General features: G+C 61.4%; 16 protein-coding genes and 4 pseudogenes. 14 read left to right on the top strand and 6 right to left on the bottom strand.

Translation table 11 applies throughout. From position 1 onward, the window contains the following. Positions 1–401: 401 nt before the first annotated feature. Complete coding sequence (locus ACVCNR_RS22900) at positions 402–1,391, bottom strand: methyltransferase (RefSeq protein WP_447076697.1); 990 nt, start codon at positions 1,389–1,391, stop codon at positions 402–404. A 91-nt stretch (positions 1,392–1,482) separates the two neighbouring features. On the opposite strand from ACVCNR_RS22900, the gene ACVCNR_RS22895 reads away from it, so the two are divergent. The 5 genes and pseudogenes from ACVCNR_RS22895 to ACVCNR_RS22875 form a co-directional block, all read left to right on the top strand. Further along, on the top strand, positions 1,483–1,716 hold the full coding sequence (locus ACVCNR_RS22895; RefSeq protein ID WP_447076621.1) for a hypothetical protein: 234 nt from the start codon (positions 1,483–1,485) through the stop codon (positions 1,714–1,716). 78 nt (positions 1,717–1,794) lie between these two features. Continuing rightward, positions 1,795–2,712, top strand: a pseudogene (locus ACVCNR_RS22890) (IS256 family transposase); the annotation flags it as partial. Between the two features lie 115 nt (positions 2,713–2,827). After that, positions 2,828–4,396, top strand: coding sequence for an IS21 family transposase (istA, locus tag ACVCNR_RS22885; protein WP_447075681.1), 1,569 nt, complete (start codon positions 2,828–2,830; stop codon positions 4,394–4,396). Then, positions 4,329–5,063: an IS21-like element helper ATPase IstB gene (gene istB, locus ACVCNR_RS22880; protein ID WP_035033516.1), complete on the top strand. Its 735-nt coding sequence runs from the start codon at positions 4,329–4,331 to the stop codon at positions 5,061–5,063. The genes istA and istB overlap by 68 nt, the downstream gene beginning before the upstream one ends. Before the next feature lie 148 nt (positions 5,064–5,211). Further along, positions 5,212–5,502, top strand: a pseudogene (locus tag ACVCNR_RS22875) (transposase); the annotation flags it as partial. 625 nt (positions 5,503–6,127) lie between these two features. Here the strand turns inward: ACVCNR_RS22875 and ACVCNR_RS22870 are convergent. The 3 genes from ACVCNR_RS22870 to ACVCNR_RS22860 are packed head-to-tail and all read right to left on the bottom strand — an operon-like array spanning position 6,128 to position 8,960. Beyond that, positions 6,128–7,234, bottom strand: a complete 1,107-nt coding sequence (locus ACVCNR_RS22870) for an alpha/beta hydrolase (protein ID WP_447076620.1) — start codon at positions 7,232–7,234, stop codon at positions 6,128–6,130. A gap of 46 nt (positions 7,235–7,280) precedes the next feature. Further along, on the bottom strand, positions 7,281–7,754 hold the full coding sequence (locus ACVCNR_RS22865) for a cyclophilin-like fold protein (protein ID WP_447076619.1): 474 nt from the start codon (positions 7,752–7,754) through the stop codon (positions 7,281–7,283). Between the two features lie 24 nt (positions 7,755–7,778). Further along, positions 7,779–8,960, bottom strand: a complete 1,182-nt coding sequence (locus ACVCNR_RS22860; RefSeq protein ID WP_447076618.1) for an MFS transporter — start codon at positions 8,958–8,960, stop codon at positions 7,779–7,781. Positions 8,961–9,091: 131 nt separating this feature from the next. Between ACVCNR_RS22860 and ACVCNR_RS22855 the strand changes: the two genes are divergently transcribed. From ACVCNR_RS22855 to ACVCNR_RS22840, 4 genes and pseudogenes are all read left to right on the top strand, one after another. Next, complete coding sequence (locus ACVCNR_RS22855) at positions 9,092–9,985, top strand: LysR family transcriptional regulator (RefSeq protein WP_447076617.1); 894 nt, start codon at positions 9,092–9,094, stop codon at positions 9,983–9,985. Positions 9,986–10,146: 161 nt separating this feature from the next. After that, positions 10,147–11,057, top strand: a pseudogene (locus ACVCNR_RS22850) (tyrosine-type recombinase/integrase). A 55-nt stretch (positions 11,058–11,112) separates the two neighbouring features. Then, positions 11,113–11,331: pseudogene (locus ACVCNR_RS22845) on the top strand (transposase); the annotation flags it as partial. A gap of 384 nt (positions 11,332–11,715) precedes the next feature. Further along, complete coding sequence (locus ACVCNR_RS22840; RefSeq protein WP_354196860.1) at positions 11,716–11,976, top strand: BtpA/SgcQ family protein; 261 nt, start codon at positions 11,716–11,718, stop codon at positions 11,974–11,976. Here the strand turns inward: ACVCNR_RS22840 and ACVCNR_RS22835 are convergent. Beyond that, entirely contained in the window at positions 11,939–13,003 is a 1,065-nt protein-coding gene (locus ACVCNR_RS22835; RefSeq protein ID WP_447076696.1) for a GlxA family transcriptional regulator, read from the bottom strand. The genes ACVCNR_RS22840 and ACVCNR_RS22835 overlap by 38 nt on opposite strands. A 106-nt stretch (positions 13,004–13,109) precedes the next feature. Here ACVCNR_RS22835 and ACVCNR_RS22830 point away from each other — a divergent pair, with 106 nt between their 5' ends. Genes ACVCNR_RS22830 through ACVCNR_RS22810 form a run of 5 tightly spaced genes read left to right on the top strand, consistent with a single transcriptional unit; the run spans position 13,110 to position 17,923 of the window. Beyond that, entirely contained in the window at positions 13,110–14,156 is a 1,047-nt protein-coding gene (locus tag ACVCNR_RS22830; RefSeq protein ID WP_354196864.1) for an ABC transporter substrate-binding protein, read from the top strand. A 29-nt stretch (positions 14,157–14,185) separates the two neighbouring features. Further along, entirely contained in the window at positions 14,186–15,253 is a 1,068-nt protein-coding gene (locus ACVCNR_RS22825) for an ABC transporter ATP-binding protein (RefSeq protein ID WP_354196866.1), read from the top strand. Beyond that, positions 15,250–16,083, top strand: a complete 834-nt coding sequence (locus tag ACVCNR_RS22820) for an ABC transporter permease (RefSeq protein WP_354196869.1) — start codon at positions 15,250–15,252, stop codon at positions 16,081–16,083. The genes ACVCNR_RS22825 and ACVCNR_RS22820 overlap by 4 nt, the downstream gene beginning before the upstream one ends. 1 nt (position 16,084) lies before the next feature. Beyond that, positions 16,085–16,873, top strand: coding sequence for an ABC transporter permease (locus ACVCNR_RS22815; protein ID WP_354196871.1), 789 nt, complete (start codon positions 16,085–16,087; stop codon positions 16,871–16,873). Between the two features lie 36 nt (positions 16,874–16,909). Next, positions 16,910–17,923 (top strand): proline racemase family protein, encoded by a 1,014-nt coding sequence (locus ACVCNR_RS22810; RefSeq protein WP_354196873.1) that lies wholly within the window; start codon positions 16,910–16,912, stop codon positions 17,921–17,923. Between the two features lie 62 nt (positions 17,924–17,985). Here the strand turns inward: ACVCNR_RS22810 and ACVCNR_RS22805 are convergent, their stop codons facing one another. Then, entirely contained in the window at positions 17,986–19,014 is a 1,029-nt protein-coding gene (locus ACVCNR_RS22805) for a LysR substrate-binding domain-containing protein (RefSeq protein ID WP_354196875.1), read from the bottom strand. Between the last annotated feature and the right edge of the window lie 46 nt (positions 19,015–19,060).

The raw sequence follows: 19,060 nt of genomic DNA, 5'->3' as shown, positions 1-19,060 counted from the left end.
AGGGTTCGCCCGTACGACATCATTTGCGCCCAAAAAGCGATCCTTCATCGTCGGTTATCAGCTTTCGAATTCAGTTCGCTACTTCATCGACATCAGGTTCGTGATCAGGCCTGGCTTGACTTCAAGTATTGGCTCGGGAACTTCGGAACGACCGATATCTCTCAGCTGTTCGGGGGACAAATACGCGGTTGCTCGACGTCTTGTGATGGTCCGTTGCCAGGTCTTGAGACCCTGGATTACAGTTGCTGTGATTTTCAGCATGAACCCAGGCGGGCGTACTCTCGACGACTGACGGTTGCTGCGGGTTTCGGTGTGAGGCATTTCGGCCTCCTAATGCTCCAGATCAGTGACATATTGTCGGAAGTGAACGGCAGAGTGCCTATTCCACTCCGGTTTACACCTTACGGCTTGCGACCGATCACGGCGCCGTTCACCGCCGGCGCGTCGAACCAGATCGTCTCAATCTGGCGGAAGCCGGCCTCCTCGAGCCACGCCGAATATTCGGCCGGCGTGTAGTTTCGTCCTCCTTCCGTCTCGATAAGCATGTTGAGGCTCATTAGCGCTGCCGGCACTGGCCCGCTCTTTTCGTTATCAACGAGAAGCTCGCTGATGACGACTGCGCCGCCACTCGGCAAAGTCTTGAAGGAGCGGCCGAGCAGGGCGCGGTTCTTTGCCTCGTCCCAGTCGTGCAGGATCATTGACAGGAGATGCACGTCATGCCCTTCCGGAAGACCATCGAAGAAGCTGCCGCCGACGGTATCCACGCGGTCGGTCAGGCCGACCTCGGCAATCTTGCCTGCGGCGATCTCGGCGACATACGGCAGGTCGAATACGGTCGCGCGCAGGTCCCGATACTGTTTGCAAAGCTCGATGTCATACGCGCCCGATCCGCCGCCGATATCTAGAAGACGCCGGAAATGACTGAGATCCACGGCTTCGCCGAGCTTGCGCGCACTCATTGTGGACATCGAATGCATCGCTTCCCAAAAGAGCGCCAGCATCATCGGATCCTCACCTTCGAACAGCGAGGATTGGGCTGCCGGATCCCACGTGGTTGGCCGATTGGCGCGCAACGCTTCGGTAAGTTTGCCCCAGCCCGCGTAGAGCCGCTTATCGGCCATCTGCACGAAGCCACCGAAGTAGTACGGCTTGCCGCGCACGAGATAGGTTTCGCTTAAGGACGTATTGCGATAACGGCCGTCCGTTTTCTCCAGAAGGCCGAGTGCGGCGCAGCCCGTCAGCAGCATCTCGGCCGGACGTGGGTGCAAGGCGAGAGCCTCCGCAAGTTCGGCGATCGTGGTGCCTGCCCCACCGGAGAGGTGGTCGAACAGATGGAGGTCGTGCGCAGCGGCCAAGGTCTTGAAGGCCCAGAAGCCGGTTGAAAGCGCCATCAGCGGGACGGCGGAGGGAAGCTCCGACGTGGCAATCGGCTGGACGTTCGCATGCTTGGCCGGACGCGCTGTCCGTGAAAGCTGACTGGTCATGATCACCTCTCTTTCACAGCATGCCACAACCGCAATCGGCTGGCTCGTGGCCACCTATTCGGTGTGGGCTGTGGCTTCTGTCTGCTCAGGTGCGAATCTGGCGGCGCGGGGTTGCGCCACGATTTCAGGAGTAGAAAATTTGGTTACAGTTGAAACTCATGTCATTTCGCCGGAGCCGGCTGGCTTTCTCGATTGTGCCGGCAAGCGGATGACGTCCCTGGGCGTGGTGTAGCTGGGTAGCGCGGTGGTCATCGGCGCTTTCCGGTAGGGTCTGGTTGTCGAAGCCAACCCCTTTCTGGAAGGCCCACCGATGACCGACGACATGATGAACCTGCGAGCGCTTGTCGAGAAGACACCTGACGCCGATCTTTTGCGCGAGATGATCGGCTTCGCCGCCGAGAAGCTGATGGAGATGGAGGTGGGAGCGGCCACTGGCGCCGCTTATGGCGAGAAGAGCCCGCTGCGCACGGCCCAACGCAACGGCTATCGCGACCGGGACTGGGAGACACGCGCCGGCACCGTCGAGTTGCGCATTCCCAAGCTGAGGAAGGGCTCCTACTTCCCAGGCTTCCTGGAGCCGCGCCGCATGGCCGAGAAGGCGCTGACGGCAGTTATCCAGGAAGCCTATGTGCAAGGCATCTCGACGCGGTCGGTCGACGACCTCGTCAAGGCCATGGGCATGTCGGGTATCTCGAAGAGCCAGGTCAGCCGCCTGTGCGAGGAGATCGACGGCAAGGTGAAGGCCTTCCTCGAACGGCCGATCGAAGGCGACTGGCCATACCTGTGGATCGACGCGACCTACCTCAAAGTCCGTCGCGGTGGCCGCATCGTCTCGGTCGCCGTCATCATCGCGGTCGGCGTCAACACCGACGGCCGCCGCGAGGTGCTGGGCATGGAGATCGGGACGTCGGAGGCAGAGCCGATCTGGACCGAGTTCCTGCGCAAGCTGACCCGCCGAGGCCTGCGTGGCGTGAAGCTGGTCGTCTCGGATGCCCATGAAGGCCTCAAGGCTGCGGTCACCAAGGTTGTCTCGGCCACCTGGCAGCGCTGCCGCGTGCACTTCATGCGCAACGTGCTGGCCCATGCCGGCAAGAGCGGACGGCGCGTCGTCTCGGCCTTCATCGCCACCGCCTTCGCGCAGGAGACGCCGGAAGCCGCCAGCGCCCAATGGCGGGCCGTCGCCGACCAGATCCGCCCGAAGGTGCCCAGGCTCGCCGCCATCCTCGATGTGATTTTTCGTGGAATGAGGACCCTGTTTGAGGGGTGATTTTCGTCCAAACGGGACCCCTTAACGTGGGGTCATCAAGATGCCTCCGGTTTGATCGGAGGCATTTGTGTTTTGGATGTTGGTTGTGGAGACGATTGCAAAGATACGTCGGCTGTCGCTGGTGCAGGGGAAGTCGATCAAGGCGATCTGCCGGGAGCTGGGCATCTCGCGGAAGGTGGTTCGCAAGGTGCTGCGATCGGACGAGACCGAGTTCCGCTACGAGCGCAAGCATCAGCCGTATCCTCGCATGGGAGCCTGGCGCGAGAAGCTGGACGGGCTGTTGTTGGCGAATGTGGCGAAGCCGCAGCGTGAGCGGCTCACGCTGATCCGGATCTTCGAGGAACTCCGAGGCCTCGGCTATGACGGCAGCTACAGCTCGGTGTGGCGGCATGCGCAAGATTGGGAAGAGCACCGCGGCAGCGCTGCCGCCGAGGCCTACATTCCGCTGAGCTTCGCGCCAGGCGAGGCCTACCAGTTCGACTGGAGCCATGAGATCGTCCTGCTGGACGGCGTGACGGTCACCGTGAAGGTGGCGCACATGCGGCTTTGCCACAGCCGCATGTTCTTCGTTCGGGCCTATCCCCGTGAGACGCAGGAGATGGTGTTCGATGCACACGACCGGGCGTTCGCGTTCTTTCGTGGAACGTGCACGCGCGGCATCTATGATAATATGAAGACGGCGGTTGACGCGATCTTCATCGGCAGGGATCGCCGCTATAACCGCCGCTTTGCGCAGATGTGCGGACATTACCTTGTCGAACCTGAAGCCTGCACGCCGGCGTCGGGTTGGGAGAAGGGCCAGGTCGAGAACCAGGTCGGGCTGGTGCGCGAGCGTTTCTTCACGCCGAGACTGCGCTTCAAGACGCTGGAGGATTTGAACGGCTGGCTTCTCGACAAATGCGTCTCCTACGCCAAGGCGCACCGGCATCCCGAACAGGGTGACCGCACGATCTGGGAGGTGTTCGAGGAGGAGCGGGCCAGCTTCATTCCCTATGCCGGCCGCTTCGACGGCTTCCACTGTGTTCCGGCCTCCGTGTCGAAGACCTGCACGGTGCGCTTCGACAACAACAAATACTCGGTGCTGTCGAGCGCCGTCGGCCGGCCGGTCGAGATCCATGCCTATGCCGATCGCATCGTCATCCGCCAGGACGGCGTGGTGGTCGGCGAACATGCCCGCTGCTTCGGCCGCAACGAGGTGATCTACGATCCCTGGCACTATGTGCCGGTGCTGGCCCGCAAGCCCGGCGGGCTGCGCAACGGTGCGCCGTTCCGTGGCTGGGTTCTGCCGTCAGCCATGGAGAAGATACGTCGCAAGCTCAAGGCGGCCGACGATGGCGACCGGCAGATGGTGTCGATCCTCACCTGTGTGCTGAGCGACGGATTGAACGCGGTCGAGGCGGCCTGTCAGGAGGCGCTCGATCACGGCGTCTCGTCGGCGGCGGTGATCCTCAACATCCTGGCCCGCCGCCGCGATCCGGCGCCGGGCACGATCCTTTCCATTCCCCAGGCGCTGAAGCTGGCTCACGAGCCGATCGCCGACTGCGCCCGCTATGACAGTCTCAGGAGGACGAACAGCCATGGAACGCACCGAGGTTCTGGAACTGATGGGCACGCTGAAGCTTTACGGGATGCGATCAGCCTATGACGAGATCATGGGCGTCGCCATCAAGCGCCAGCACGAACCACCGAAGATCGTCGGCGATCTGCTGCAGGCGGAGATATCCGAGAAGCAGGCACGCTCCATCAAATACCAGCTCACCGTCGCCAAGCTGCCGTTGGCCAAGGACATCGACGACTTCGACTTCACCGGCACGCCCGTCAACGAGAGCCTGATCCGCGATCTCGCCGGCGGAGCCTTTGTCGCCGATCAGCGTAACGTCGTCCTGGTCGGCGGCACCGGCACGGGCAAATCCCATCTGGCCATCGCCATTGCCCGGGCGCTCATCCGCAACGGCGCGCGCGGCCGCTTCTTCAATGTCGTCGACCTGGTCAACAGGCTGGAGACGGAGACCCGCGCCGGTCGGCAAGGCCGCATTGCCGATCATCTTACCCGGCTCGACTTCGTCGTGCTCGATGAACTCGGCTATCTCCCCTTCGCCCAGGCCGGCGGGCAGTTGCTCTTCCACCTCGTCTCGAAACTCTACGAGCGCACCAGCGTCATCATCACCACCAATCTGGCGTTCGGCGAATGGCCCACTGTCTTCGGCGACGCCAAGATGACCACCGCGCTGCTCGATCGCCTGACCCATCACTGCGAGATCGTCGAGACCGGAAACGAATCCTGGCGCTTCAAGAGCCGCTCTCAAAGCTAAAGCCGAAAGCCAACGAAACGCACCCGATCAGGCTGTGCAACCCCGACCAGCTTCGCCTGATCGGGCGCTAACCGCCGTGCCCTTCATCACCCTAAACCGGGGTCCCTTTTAGGCGAAAATACAGGGTCCCGATTCCACGGTCATTGACATCCTCGACGACGCCGAGCCGGACGTGCTCGCCTACATGACCTTCCCCAAAGAACATCGGGCAAAGCTGCACTCGACCAATCCCATCGAGCGCCTCAACGGCGAAATCAAGCGGCGAACCGACGTGGTCGGCATCTTCCCCAACGATGACGCCATCGTTCGCCTCGTCGGCGCGCTGCTGCTCGAACAGAACGACGAGTGGGCTGTCCAGCGTGCCCGCTACATGACGCTGGAAAGCGTCGGCCAGTTGAGCGATGATCCCCTCATCAGCCTGCCAGCAGTAGCACGCTGATCAGCCCGGCAATGCCGGAAAGCACGGCGACCAATGCCGCCAGCTACACCACGCGGCGGGACACCATCGGCAAGCGCTTACGCTACCCATTTGGGGAACGAGATCTCATCGTTTGCCCGACCGTACAATCTTTTGGCGCAAAATCGCGCAAACGAACCGTTTTCAACCCTCACGAGAGGTTCCCATCGCGGGCAGAAACGACCGCTCAGGGTTGTCTGGGACCTTCCTCGAATCCCTCTGACAATGCCTATAACTATAGGCGGAGGCGACTGCTTCCGGCTCTACCGAACAGCTGTGCGTCTGAGGCAGTGAGGCATATTACATCCGCAATGGCCGTGCCGAATGGCTAGTTCCTTCGATCGGTTCGCGAAAGCTGTCGGTTAGCAATTCGAGAACTTGACCTGATTGCGGCCAGTTCGGATTCGGCCCCGACTCTGTGTTTGGCGGAAGTGAACGAACGGCAGGTTTCGGGCGGTGGCAAAAGCACTCCGAACGGCGACAAAGAAGTAGATTCTAGACTGGCGACTCCCTCAAGGTGGCGACCAATAAGCGGCCGCTTGCTGGCAGCGTGTTTCCCCAACCAATCGCGGCGCCTGTACCCGTAGGCACAAGCGCCGCCGGCGACTTATGCAGCGAGGTGCTGGTTGAAGAAGCTGGTCAACTTGTCGAACGGGATCTTGTCCATCTGGTCATAAAGATCCACGTGGCTGGCACCTGGAATGATCATCAATTCCTTCGGCTCCCTTGCCGCCGCGTAGGCGGTTTCGCTGAAATAGCGCGAGTGGGCGTTCTCGCCGTGGATGAACAGGACGGGGCGCGGAGAGATCTCCGCGATGTAGGTCAGGATCGGCAGGTTCATGAAAGGCAGCGGCGTTGTCTGGGTCCATGCGTTACCCGAGTTGACCGCCCGCTTATGGTATCCGCGCGGCGTCATGTAGTAGTCGTGGTAGTCGACCAGGAACTGCGCCTCGCCACCCTTCAACTCGTTGTAGGGCGGCTGGTAGGCCGGACTTCCGTTCGCCGCGTCTTCCCAACGCTGCCGGCTCAGTTGCTCCAGCGTCTGCGTGCGCTGTTCGAGGGTCACACTGTCATTGTAGCCCTTCGACATGACGCGGGTCATGTCGTACATGGTGCTGGCCACGACAGCCTTGACGCGCTTGTCGACAGCCACGGCGCTCAACGCCATGCCGCCCCAGCCGCAGATGCCGATAACGCCAATGCGCTCGCGGTCTACGGAGTTGTGCAGGCCAAGATAGTCGACGCCGGCCATGAAATCCTCGGTGCTGGTGTCGGGCGAGGCAACATTGCGGGGTTCACCGCCGCTTTCGCCGGTATAAGACGGATCGAAGGCCAGCGTGACGAAGCCGCGCTCGGCCATGGTCTGCGCATAGAGACCCGATGACTGCTCCTTCACGGCGCCGAACGGACCGCTCACGACAATGGCCGGCAGGCGGTTGTGGGCACGGTCCTTCGGCAGATAGAGATCGCCCGACAGTGTGATGCCGTAGCGGTTCTTGAACGTGACCTTTTCGTGGTCGACGTTCTCGCTTTGGGGGAAAACCTTGTCCCATTCCTGTGTCATATTTTGAGCCTTTGCTTTGGAACTATTGAAAAATGACGCCGCGCCGATGGCAGCAACGCCCACCCCGGTCAGCTTGAGCAGGTTACGGCGGCCCGTATCGGGCAACTCCCGATTTTCGACGGCGTTTCCAGGTTTGATACTCTCAGTCATGGCAGGGTCTCCTAGCGGTTTTCGGTAAGCGATCGGGCGCAGCACGTCAGGACAGCGCTTCAACGCGGAGAGGAAATTCGCCGCGCAAGAGAAGTGGCGCCGGCCCCCCGTCGAGCCGTCCAAGTCGGATCAGGCCGCGTGACCAGCGATAAGGGTCGTGGAACATGGCCAGATTGCCCCAGGGCGCGTAGTAGCAGAGGTCACCGACCGCCTCGTTGCCGAAGCGGCCGCTGCCTTCCTCGGTGAGCTTGCGCGGCAGGTAGGCGATCTTCTCGTTGGTCGAATAGTCGCTGATCGTCAGGTCCAGCGGCAGTATCGAGAAGAGGTTGCGGGCGGACGGATTGTCCTCTAGCGTTGCCGTGAAGTCCTGATCCGCGAAGGTCAGTCTGAGGCGCATGGCGTTTCCTTCCTGAGCTTGAGCCGAGCTGTTCTGAGCACGGCTAGTCGCGGGAGCGAGAATACTGCCGGCCATGGCCACCAGGACTCTGCGGCGTGAAAACCGAATGGGATGATTTGTCATTTCGAACCTCCGTTCGTGGAGCTTCTATGCGGACTTCAGCATGTGCTGCCCGTTTCCAATCAACATGAACGCGACCACGGCCAGAACCACGCTGCCGATGAAGGTCGCCTGGATGGAAATGCCGTCGAGCAGCAGTCCACCCACCACCGCGCCGAGCAGGATCGAGGCCTGGATCACCGCGACCATCAGGCTTCCGGCGGCTTCGGGAGCATCATCCGCGTTCTGTGACATCCAGGTCATCCAGATGACGGAGAACATGGTGTTCATCGCGCCCCAGATTGCCATGAACAAGCCCGTTGCGGCGACCGAGAAGCCGAGCACCAGCAGGCCCACCGTGGCCCCGCCCATCACCAGAGCCGGCAGCTTCAGGAAGGGCGCGACGTTACCCTTGATGAAACGCCCCGCCGCCCACGTGCCGACGAAGCCCGCGCAGCCGAGGAGAAGCAGGAGGACCGACAGCATGGTCACATCCACGCCCGTCATCTGCTCCAGGAACGGACGCAGATAGGTGAACATGGTGAAGGCCGAGCCCCAGGAGAGCATGCACGCCGCCAGACCGCGCAGGAAGTAGGGGCGTTTCAGCAGGCCGAACATCGCCCGGAAATCCTGCTTCTGGTGAGCCGGCAGCGGCGGCAGCGCGACCACATGCCAGATGAGGTTGACGGCGACGATGGGCGTCAGCGCCCAGAACACCTCGCGCCAGCCGAACAGGCCGCCGAGATAGCTGCCGGCCGGCGCGGCAAAGGCCGCTGCGATGGCTTGCCCACCATACATCACGGCAAGCGCGCGCGGCACGTCGCTTTGAGGAACCAGTCGCATGATCACGGCGGTCGCCAGCGCCCAGAAGCCGCCAATGCAAATGCCGAGTAGAGCGCGGCCGGTCATCAACACGGCGAAGTTCGGCGCTGCCGCGACGAGAACCAGCGATAGCAGCAGGAACGCCGTCATTGTGACCAGAACCCATTTTCGGTTCCACGTCCCGGCGACAGTGGTGACGAGCAGGCTCGCGGCAACAGCGAACAGCCCGCTGATCGAAATCGCCTGTCCGGTCTGGCCTTCGGTCGCGCCGAGCCCTTTGGCCATTGGCGTCAGCAGGCTGACCGGCATGAATTCCGAGGCGATCAGCATCGCCACGCACAGCGCCATCGACAGCACGGCGCCCCAGGCGGCCGGCTTGCTGCCGGCATTTTTCGCGACGGAAACCATTATCCGCTTGCTCCGATGTGCTGAGTTCAGACGGGATATAGCCGATCTGCGCTGAGACGATTACCCGTCACAATTTGATTGGATCAATCGATGACATCGAATAATCTCCATGCGGTCTCAAAGGAAACCCGATGGAGAAGACGGATTTCAACCAGCTAACCTGGTTCAGGATCGTTGCCGAGGAGCGCAGCTTCACCAAGGCGGCGGCAAGGATAGGCGTCGCGCAATCGACCCTCAGTTACGCGATCAAGCAACTCGAAGCCCGGATGGGCATCCGCCTTCTGACCCGCACCACCAGGAATGTTGCAACGACGCCGGCGGGCGAAAGGCTATTGCAGACGATCACGCCGCGAATGGCCGAAATCGAAGAAGAGATCGCGGCGCTGACGGCATTGCGTGACAAGCCGTCAGGCTCGATCAGGCTGACACTGTCTGATCATGCGCTGGAAAGCGTGGTCTGGCCGAAGCTGAAGCCGGTGCTCAGGGAGTATCCAGACATCAATGTGGAGCTCATTCTCGACAGCACGTTCCGCAATATCGTCGATGAGGGATTCGATGCTGGCGTCCGATTGGGTGAGAGCGTCGAGAAGGATATGATAGCGGTCCGGATCGGCCCGGACTGGCGGCTGGTCGCGGTAGCGTCACCCGACTATCTTGCCAGACATGGCATGCCGGAGCATCCGCAGGATTTGGTCAAGCACGTCTGCATCAACATGCGCCATGAGACCGCCGGTGGCCTGTATGCATGGGAGTTCGAGAAAGGTGGCCAGGAGTTGCGCGTCCGCGTGAACGGTCAACTCACGTTCAACAACTCCTACGCCATGATTGACGCCGCGGTAAACGGCTACGGCATCGCCTATGTGCCGGAGAACATCGTGGAGCGGCACATCGCTTTGGGCGAACTCGTCCAGGTTCTTGGCGACTGGTCACCCTTCTTCGACGGCTATTTCCTCTATTATCCCAGCCGTCGCCAGAATCTTCCCGCGTTCAAGGTGATCATCGGCGCTCTGCGGCATCGCGGATAGAAAGGTACATCGTAACGCTTTGGGGTGGAAGAACGAACCCGCTCGCGCGGGATGGGCGGCGGCTTCGTGGTACGCGGTCTGATACAAGCGCGATGGGCTGATTGAGCGTCGCCCTGTGCGGACGGAAGATTCTGGCTCCTTTCACCGAACGGAGCCTTGTGATGAACACCCGATCTATTCCCGCCGCATCGGTCAGCCCTCTGCGCCAGCGCCTGATCGACGACATGAAGCTGCGCCGGTTCTCGGCCGAGACGCAGCGCAACTATCTTCGCGACATTGGCCGCCTGGCATCATTTTTGAGGAGGTCGCCCGACACGGCGACCGTTGATGAGCTGCATCGCTTCCAGATGGCCCAACAGGAAGCCGGCCTCGGCGTGCCGACGATGAACGCCATCGTTTCGGCGCTGTGCTTCTTCTTCGTTCATACGATTGACCGACCTGATCTCGCCCGTAAGCTGGTCCGGCTGCGTTGTCCCCGTAGCCTGCCTGACGTCCTGAGCCTGGACGAAGTGCGCCGCCTGCTCGGCGCCACGGTCTGCCTCAAACACCTGGCGGCGTTGTCGGTCGCGCCTATGGCGCGGGCCTTCGTGTCGCCGAGGTCGCAGCGCTGAAGGTCGCCCATGTCGATTCCACCCGCATGCTGCTGCGCATCGAGCGCGGCAAGGGCGGGCGCGATCGCAACGCCATGCCGTCCGCCGATCTTCTGGCCCTGCTGCGGCAGTGGGGGCTCGAGGGCCACCGGCAAGGCGTTCTTCATCGCGAGGGTTGGCTGTTCCCCGGCCAGAGCTGGACCCGACCGATCTCGACGCGACAGCTTCACCGCATCGTAGTGGAGGCGGCGCGGGCAGCCGACATCCCGAAGCGGGTCGGTCCCCACACGCTGCGCCATTCCTTCGCCACCCATCTTCTGGAGGACGGCGTCGACATTCGGGTCATCCAGGTTCTCCTGGGGCACGCCAAGCTGGACACCACGGCGCTCTACGCCAAGGTCGCCACGCGCACGGTGCGTGCCGTCGTCAGCCCGCTTGACCGGCTCGCCCTGTTCCACGGCGACGAGGCTTCGTCCGGCTGAGACGATGCGGGCCTCGATCGAGGTCGCCGACATCTTCCGCTTCGCCGGACCCGCCTATCGCCGCGAAGGCACTGCCCGCCATCGCACCCTGACGCTCGAGGCCGGAGAGTTCATTCGACGCTTCCTTCTCCACACCTTGCCGCGCGGCTTTCATCGCATCCGGCACTACGGTTTCCTCACCGGACCCAACCGCAAGGTGGGTCTCGAGCACATTCGTGAGCTCCTCGGAGCGCCGCCCATATCGCACCCCGGCGCGGCGGAGCCAGAAGCGCCGACTGCCGCGCTCCTGGCGCAACCCGAAGTGTTCGCCATGATCCGGCATGGCACGATCAAACCGCCCGCCCGGGACGATGTGCTCAGGGCAAGAAGCATCCGCGTGCCGAACACCGGCGTCGGCTTCGTATACCACACCAGAAGATGCCTTTGGGCGTCGTCCAGCCCAGCGTCAGAGCTTCAACCTCCGTATCGCGGCACAAGATCGGCGGAAATCGCGAGCGGCCGCCTCGTAATCCGGCACGGCCGTCAGCCGCAAACCCCATAGCACACCGCCTGCCATCCCGCGGGTTCGGTCTTCCGCGACTTTCGTACGCCTCGCGGCGCCCGAAACTCTTCAGGGAAGCGGACTGTCTGCTTTTTACACCGGCGTGCGCATGCAAGCGTGGCTGACATCCTCAAGATTGCGAACGGATGTATTGTCGGGTCATCGCTCAAAATCGATGGCGATACCTGGAAGGCGGTCGATCCCGAGCGAGCTAAGGAATTCATGGCAATTGTGAAGAAAGCGCGCGCCGCCTGGTCAAGGTCATTCCAAGCACCGCTCGCCTCCGCTCGGTCCTTGATCGGCCAATCAAAGATCGGCCCACTTCTCGGCGATCAGCAAATCAAGCATACAAGGGACGAGAACCGCTCGCGGACGTAGCAGCCTCGCCGCCCAGACCTTTTCGGAAACTGCGCGGCGAGGTCCCGAATAATGATTTGAAGTCGCGTGAGAGGTGGGCGCTATCGGCGAAGCCGGTATCAATGGCGATCTCGGTGATTGAGCGCCTGCTGTTCTTGATCAACCAACGGGCATATTCGAGACGGAGCTGGCGCTGGAAGGCTGCGGGGCTCTGTCCCAGGCACCCTGAAAAAAGGCGCTCAAGCTGGCGCGTGCTCACTCCTACATACCGAGCGACCGCCGCGACGGGTGGAGGGTTATCGAGTCTTTGCTCAATGAACTGGGCTGCTTGCTTGACGCGAACATCCAGGTTTCCAGTGAGCTCTGCATAAAAATGCGCCTGCGGCATTTCCGGCGGCCGGATGTCCTGAAGCATCATGTGGCGCATTGCCTGCTGAGCCTTGTCGCGCCCGCAGTGTCGCGCAACCAGATAGAGACCAAGGTCGATCGCTGCTGTCGATCCCGCACATGTGATTAGATCGCCTTCATCGATAAAAAGCCTTTCGACGCTGGCATTGACGTTCGGAAAGCGATCCTTGAAGGCATCCATCACATTCCAGTGGATGCAGACCCGGCGTTTCCCGACAAGTCCAGCCTTTGCGATCATGAAGGTGCCGGTACAGATCCCGAGAAGACGTACGCTGCTCGCCGCTGCCCGGCGCAAATAATGCAGCAACTGCGCGGGCGGCGCATCGTTGAGATAGTCGTTGCCGCCGCATACTGCGATGTAGTCGAAGCCGGTCGGATCCAGCAATGGTGAATTGGGCTGCATCGCGGCGCCACAACTGGAAAATCTGGGCCCGCCATCGAGTGACATCACCGTCCACGCAGCGTGGACCTGCCGACTGCGACCGCCGTGGTCGGCGGCCAGTCGCAGTACGTCGATGATCCCAGAGAACGCAGCGAGTGTGAACTGATCGAGCAGCACGAAGCCGATGCGCAGGCGCGGAGCCTGTGGATGTGCGCCGTTGGCATCGGTGTCTGCTTGGCTGTGGCTCGGTTTTGGCATGTCGCGATTATTCAAGTTTGAGGCTGCGATATTCTAGCAGTTTTTCCGCTCTCAGCGAATAATCCCCGCAGAAAACGCGAAAAGCGCATTTAGGGAGGAAACGAGCATGACCCGTCTGGTTCGTCTGGCATTGGGCGCGCTTTGCGCCACCATCGCATTCACCGCACCGTCCGTAGCCCAACAACCCGCATCGATCACGATTGCCTGGTATGGCGGCAATTGGGGCGATGCCTTCAAGGCGTGTGTGGCGGACCCATTCACCAAATCGACCGGCATCGCTGTTACCCCCGAGATCGGCACGTCGACTGTGACCTTGTCAAAACTGCAGCAGCAGAAGGATGCGCCAACGATCGATGTCGCATGGATGGATGGCGGCATCAGCGAACTCGCGCTGGCAGCGGGGGTGACCGACAATCTCGACGCCACCGCAATTCCGAACCTTGCCAACGTGCTTCCGGAAGCAATCTACAAGAGTGGGTCAACGACGTACGCGGTGGGAACGGGCTATTATTCGCTCGGCATCGCCTACAACACGCAGCAGGTGGAGACGCCTCCCACGTCCTGGAACGATCTGTGGAAGCCAGAATTTGAGGATGCGGTCACCATCCCGTCCCCCGCCAATTCCTCCGGCGTGCCATTTGTGATGTTCCTGTCGAAGATCTGGAACGTGCCGACGAGCGATCTGTCCGCGACATTCAAGAAAATCAAGGAATTGAAGACCGCGTTGTTCTTTGATTCGTCGGGTGCCGCCACCAATGCTTACCAGAGCGGGGAAGCGATCATCGGTGCGCATTTCAACGTCGGAGCCTGGGATCTGGCCGACAAGGGCCTGCCCATCGCCTTCGTCGTGCCGAAGGAAGGTGTATGGGCGACGGATGCGCGCCTGCACCTCGTGAAGGGCACGCAGAAGAAGGAGGCTGCCCAGAAGTTCATCAATCAGGCGCTCACTCCGGAAGCATCCGCCTGCTTAGCCGAAAAGCTCTATCTCGGCCCCTCGTTGAAGGATGTCAGCGTAAAGCCGGAGGCGGCACGCAAGCTGCCCTGGGCTGAGAATGGCTCAGTGAAGAACCTGCAGCTCTTCGACTGGAACGAGATCAACGGTCGGCGCGCCAGCATTGTGGACACCTGGAATCGCGAGATCGCGCGCAAATAGTCCCTGAGGATCGAAAGGACAGGTGTGTCATGACCACTTCGATTCTCTCTGCGAATGGCCTGTCCAAAAGCTTCGGCGGACATGCGGCACTCGCCGATATCGATCTCCAGGTGGAGCAGGGTGAGTTCATCGCCTTGCTCGGCCCCTCCGGCTGCGGCAAGACCACGCTGTTGCGTTGCATTGCCGGCTTTCTGAAGCCCGATGCCGGATCGATCAGCATTGCTGGCGAGGACGTCACCGCATTGGCGCCCTATCACAGGCCGCTCAACACCGTCTTCCAGAACTATGCGCTCTTTCCGCATATGAGCGTGGTTGAAAACGTCGCATATGGACCAAGGCGAAAGGGGGCTCCCCGCGCGGAGGCGATGCGACGGGCCGAGGAAGCACTCGACCTCGTCGGGCTTACCGGCTTTGCAGATCGCATGCCTGCTCGCCTATCGGGTGGGCAACAGCAGCGCGTCGCGCTGGCGCGTGCGATCGTCAATCGGCCCAAGCTTTTGCTGCTCGACGAGCCGCTCAGCGCACTTGATCTGAAATTGCGCAAGAAGGTTCAGCGCGAGCTCAAGCAGCTTCAGGAAAAACTGGGTATTGCCTTTCTGTTTGTCACGCACGATCAGGAGGAGGCCATGAGCATGGCAGACCGCATCGTGCTGATGAACCGGGGCAAGATCGAGCAGATCGGACGGGGCCCCGATATTTATCGTAAGCCTGCAACGCGTTTTGCTGCCGATTTTATCGGCGAGGCCAACTTGCTGCCGGTCAAGCGTGCCGGGGAGGGCGGATTCACTTTGTTCGATGGCGCCGTCTCCATCACGAACGGTTCCGCCCCTCACGCAGCCAAGCTGCTGGGCATTGTGCGTCCCGAGGATGTCGCCATTGTCACGGATCAGGCACTGACAGGGTTCGTTACAGTGCTGGCCTCGGTCGAGGACATCGTCCATATCGGGAGCCACGGGTTTGTGACGCTGCGCACGAACGGTTGCATCCTGATCTCACGCACCACTCCGGACACGATTTCGAAGCTCGTACTTGGCGCTACCGTGCATGCCGGCTTTCGCTCGACCGACGTCCATATCATCGCGGAGCAGGCGCCATGACCGCCAGCTGGCGCACTGTCGCGCAACTTGCCGGACTCCCGGCTCTGTTTTTCGCGGCATTCTTCATCGCTCCGATGATGGTCGTGTTGATCGCCAGTTTCACCACTCCGGAAGGCGCTCCGACGCTTGCAAACTACTTCCGCATCCTGTTCGACAGTTATCACTGGGACGTACTTTGGGTGACGTTCCGCATCGGTGCCTTGACGACGATCGTCGCCGTCCTGATCGGGTATCCACTTGCTTGGTATCTGGTGCGCATCGTGAATTGGGCGCCATGGCGGCGCGCCTGCGTCATCCTGCTGGTCGTGCCGCTGTTCACCAGCAACATCGTCCGATCGTTCGGCTGGATGGTGCTGCTCGGGCGCAACGGCCTGGTCAACGACACGCTTGTCAGCAGCGGTCTGATCGAGCGACCCATGCGATTCCTGGGTACCGAGCTGGGCATCCTGATCGGCCTCGTCTACATCCTGCTTCCCTTCATCGTACTGGCTGTGGGCAATGCGCTGGCCAAGGTCGATCCCGCGCTCGAGCAAGCCTCGGCCGACCTCGGTGCGAAACCGTTCGAGACCTTCTGGACTGTCACCTTTCCTCTGAGCCTTCCCGGTTTGATGGCCGGCGCGATCATGGTCTTCATGCTCGCCGTCAGTGCCTATGTCACGCCAGCGCTCCTCAGCGGCGGACACATTACCGTCTTCTCCATGCTTATTTTCCAGCAATACAGCTCGGTGTTCGACTTCCACTACGGCGGTGCGCTCGGCATCACCATGCTGGTGCTGACACTCGCGCTCGTCGCGATCGCCGGTCGGATCGGCGAGCGGAGGAGCGTCTGATATGGTCGCGCACGCCATCCGTCTTGTATCCTGGGCTGCCCTGGCCTTCTTGCTCCTGCCACTGGTGGTGTTGGTCGGGGCATCGCTCACGGCAACCAGCTATCTCGCGTTCCCCCCGCAAGGCCTGACGCTTGCGTGGTACGGTCAAATGCTGGGCGACCCTTCGTATGTCTCGGCCTTTGCGACGAGCACGGTGCTTGCTGCGGTCGCGACACTCGTCGCGGTTCTGTTTGCAGTCTCCGCGGCGCTGGCGATTGCCCGCTATTCGTTCCCCGGACGACGCCCGCTGTCCGAGATCCTGATGTCACCGCTGATCCTGCCGCATGTCGTGCTTGGAGCTGCACTCCTGCAGTATGGCAGCGCGATCGGGCTTGTGCGCAGCTTCTCCGCGCTCCTGGTCGGGCATGTGGTGATCATCCTGCCCTTTGTGTTGCGCACGGTGCTGCCCCAGCTCACCGAGGATCAACGCAGCCTCGAGGAGGCATCCGCAGATCTCGGCGGACGTCCGCTCACAACCTTCTTCCTCGTCACGCTGCCGCAAATCCGCAGCGGACTCGTCAGTGGCGCGATTTTTGCGTTCATATCGTCCTGGATCAATGTCGAGCTCAGCATCTTCAACACGACGGCCGAGCTGACGACCATCCCGGTCAAGCTGTTCAACTACGTCCAGTACACGATCGACCCAACGATCGCGGCAGTGTCAGGCCTGACCGTCGTCGTCGCCGCCGTCGTCATCGTGCTGCTCGACCTCACCATCGGTCTCGACGTTCTGTCCGAACGTCGCCGCTGATCCCCACTGCCCGCACAACCATCAAGGAGCCTCGCCATGCGCCAGCAGAATGTCTTCGACGTCGTCTACACCCACACCGAGGGCGAGCCCCTCTGCATCATCCATAGCGGGATTCCGTATCCGGCCGGCTCCAGCATCCTGGAGAAGCGTCGCTTCCTTGAGGAGCATTACGACTGGCTGCGCTGCGCGCTGATGCGCGAGCCGCGTGGACATAAGGACATGTTCGGCGTGTTCCTGACGCCGCCGTCCAGCCCCGAATACGATGCCGGGCTGATCTATATCGACGGGACACAATATTCGCACATGTGCGGGCACGGCACGATCGCCGTCGGCATGGCTATGGTCGCGCTCGGCCTCGTCCGGCGCGGCGAGAACGGTCGCACCACCATCCGCTTCGAGACCACTGCAGGGCTGGTGACGGCCGAGGTTGCCAACGAAGGGCCCGATGTCCTCTGGACTCGCTTCGAGAACGTGCCGGCTTACGTCGCGGCCCAGGATGTTCCGTTCGAATTGCCGGGCGTAGGTTCGCTCAAGGCGGATATCGTCTGGGGCGGGAACTATTTCGGGATTATCGATTTGCGCGGCACCTCGCTCAAGATCTCGCCTGAGAACGGATCGGAGCTTTCGCGCCTCGGTATCATCGCCCGCGAGCAGCTCCGCGAGAAGGTGGCGATCCAACACCCGGCCTCGGCACACATCAACAACTTCAACTTCGTCACCTTCTGGCACGAGCCGACGATCGAGGGCGCCTTGTACAAGAATGTGCATGTCTTCTCCGCGGGTCAGCTTGATCGTTCGCCCGGCGGAACCGGCACTAGCGCCATGATGGCGATGTACGAGGCACGCGGAGAGCTGAAGCTCCACCAGCCGATCCAGTCGGAGGGTCTCCTGGGATCGGGAACCTTCGAGGGTTGCCTGATTGGCGAGACGAGCCTCAACGGCACCCGTGCGGTGCGGCCGACCGTCAAGGGGACAGCCGGTCTCCTCGGCACAGCCCGCTGGGTCATCAACCGCGACGATCCTGTCGACGCGGGTTTTCTTGTTGCCTGAGCACGACGGATATCTGATCACCGGCTGGCCCCGCCCTCTTGGCGGGGTCAGTTGCTTTGGGGTTAATCGCCAGGGTGGGGCTGGTCGGCGGCGAAGGCCAGGTCCTGTCCCGAAAGATAGTTTTTTGCGAGCCAGCTGTAGAATGCCCTGGATGGCTCCTTTGAAAGAGCGCCTTTCGGGGTGAGCAATGAAAATCGCTGATGACCGGACGCGAATTCCGGTCGTGCGATAGTGAGCCGATTGGTTACGATCAGGTCGTCGATGATAGGACGCCAGCCGAGCGCTACGCCCCTGCCAGCCATCGCAGCTTCCAGCACCAGCGCATAGTCTGCAAACCGGACTTCTCGTTCGATGGCCACATGGCTAAGCCCGTTCGCCGCGAACCAGTCGTCCCAGTTGATCCGGGGGCGTACCCGCTCCTCGTAGTGGATAAGGGTCGCCTGAGACAGTTCCTCCAGGGTCTGGAACGGCCCATGCTTGCTGAGGAATTCAGGGCTGCAAACGGCTATGACCTTTTCTGACCAAAGTGCTTTCTGATCGTATTCCGGGTGGCTTTGCGATCCAAACACGATGTTGAGGTCAACGCCTTCGGCATAGAGGTCGATATCTCGATCCACGGTCTGGATCCACAGACGTAAATCGGGAATGGCCGTTCTGATCTCGGGAATTCGTGGCAGCAGCCAATAGCGCGCCATTGATGTAGAAACCGCAACCAGAAGAGCATCCTGTCGCGCCTTCGGGCTGCTCGCAATTGACCCTATGGCGGCCCGGGTCAGCGTGATGCACTGTTCGGCACAAAGCAAGAGCTGTTCGCCCTCGCGCGTCAGGCCAAGAGTCGGTCTCGTCCGGTAGAAGAGCTTTCGCCCGAGCATGTCTTCGATCTTTCGGATCGCATGGCTGATGGCGGATTGGGTCAGGTTCAGCTCTTCGGCGGCGCGCGAAAAATTGCCGAGCCGAGCGACCGTCTCAAAAATCACGAAGTTCGTAAGCACCGATCTCACGACCGAGCTGTTCAGTGGCTGGACCATGATGCGGTTCGCTCTTTCTGCCGATTTCAGGCACTGACAATTGATACTATGAATCAGATTCATGCAATCGCGAGTTCTTGGCGTTTGCATATTGCTGGTCCAAAGGCGC

The sequence above is a fragment of the Aquamicrobium terrae genome (assembly GCF_052978165.1).
Note: the sequence above shows the minus strand (reverse complement) of the source record. Positions and strands in the feature narration are given on the sequence as shown.

Bases quoted from the DNA above. Each gene is read 5' to 3' on its own strand.
- ACVCNR_RS22830 (WP_354196864.1), top strand. From the start codon at position 13,110: ATGACCCGTCTGGTTCGTCTGGCATTGGGCGCGCTTTGCGCCACCATC.
- ACVCNR_RS22895 (WP_447076621.1), top strand. From the start codon at position 1,483: ATGATCACCTCTCTTTCACAGCATGCCACAACCGCAATCGGCTGGCTC.
- ACVCNR_RS22860 (WP_447076618.1), bottom strand. From the start codon at position 8,960: ATGGTTTCCGTCGCGAAAAATGCCGGCAGCAAGCCGGCCGCCTGGGGC.
- ACVCNR_RS22900 (WP_447076697.1), bottom strand. From the start codon at position 1,391: ATGGCGCTTTCAACCGGCTTCTGGGCCTTCAAGACCTTGGCCGCTGCG.
- ACVCNR_RS22855 (WP_447076617.1), top strand. From the start codon at position 9,092: ATGGAGAAGACGGATTTCAACCAGCTAACCTGGTTCAGGATCGTTGCC.
- ACVCNR_RS22815 (WP_354196871.1), top strand. From the start codon at position 16,085: ATGGTCGCGCACGCCATCCGTCTTGTATCCTGGGCTGCCCTGGCCTTC.
- ACVCNR_RS22865 (WP_447076619.1), bottom strand. From the start codon at position 7,754: ATGACAAATCATCCCATTCGGTTTTCACGCCGCAGAGTCCTGGTGGCC.
- ACVCNR_RS22805 (WP_354196875.1), bottom strand. From the start codon at position 19,014: ATGAATCTGATTCATAGTATCAATTGTCAGTGCCTGAAATCGGCAGAA.
- ACVCNR_RS22825 (WP_354196866.1), top strand. From the start codon at position 14,186: ATGACCACTTCGATTCTCTCTGCGAATGGCCTGTCCAAAAGCTTCGGC.
- ACVCNR_RS22810 (WP_354196873.1), top strand. From the start codon at position 16,910: ATGCGCCAGCAGAATGTCTTCGACGTCGTCTACACCCACACCGAGGGC.
- ACVCNR_RS22835 (WP_447076696.1), bottom strand. From the start codon at position 13,003: ATGCCAAAACCGAGCCACAGCCAAGCAGACACCGATGCCAACGGCGCA.
- ACVCNR_RS22820 (WP_354196869.1), top strand. From the start codon at position 15,250: ATGACCGCCAGCTGGCGCACTGTCGCGCAACTTGCCGGACTCCCGGCT.
- istB (WP_035033516.1), top strand. From the start codon at position 4,329: ATGGAACGCACCGAGGTTCTGGAACTGATGGGCACGCTGAAGCTTTAC.
- ACVCNR_RS22870 (WP_447076620.1), bottom strand. From the start codon at position 7,234: ATGACTGAGAGTATCAAACCTGGAAACGCCGTCGAAAATCGGGAGTTG.
- istA (WP_447075681.1), top strand. From the start codon at position 2,828: ATGTTGGTTGTGGAGACGATTGCAAAGATACGTCGGCTGTCGCTGGTG.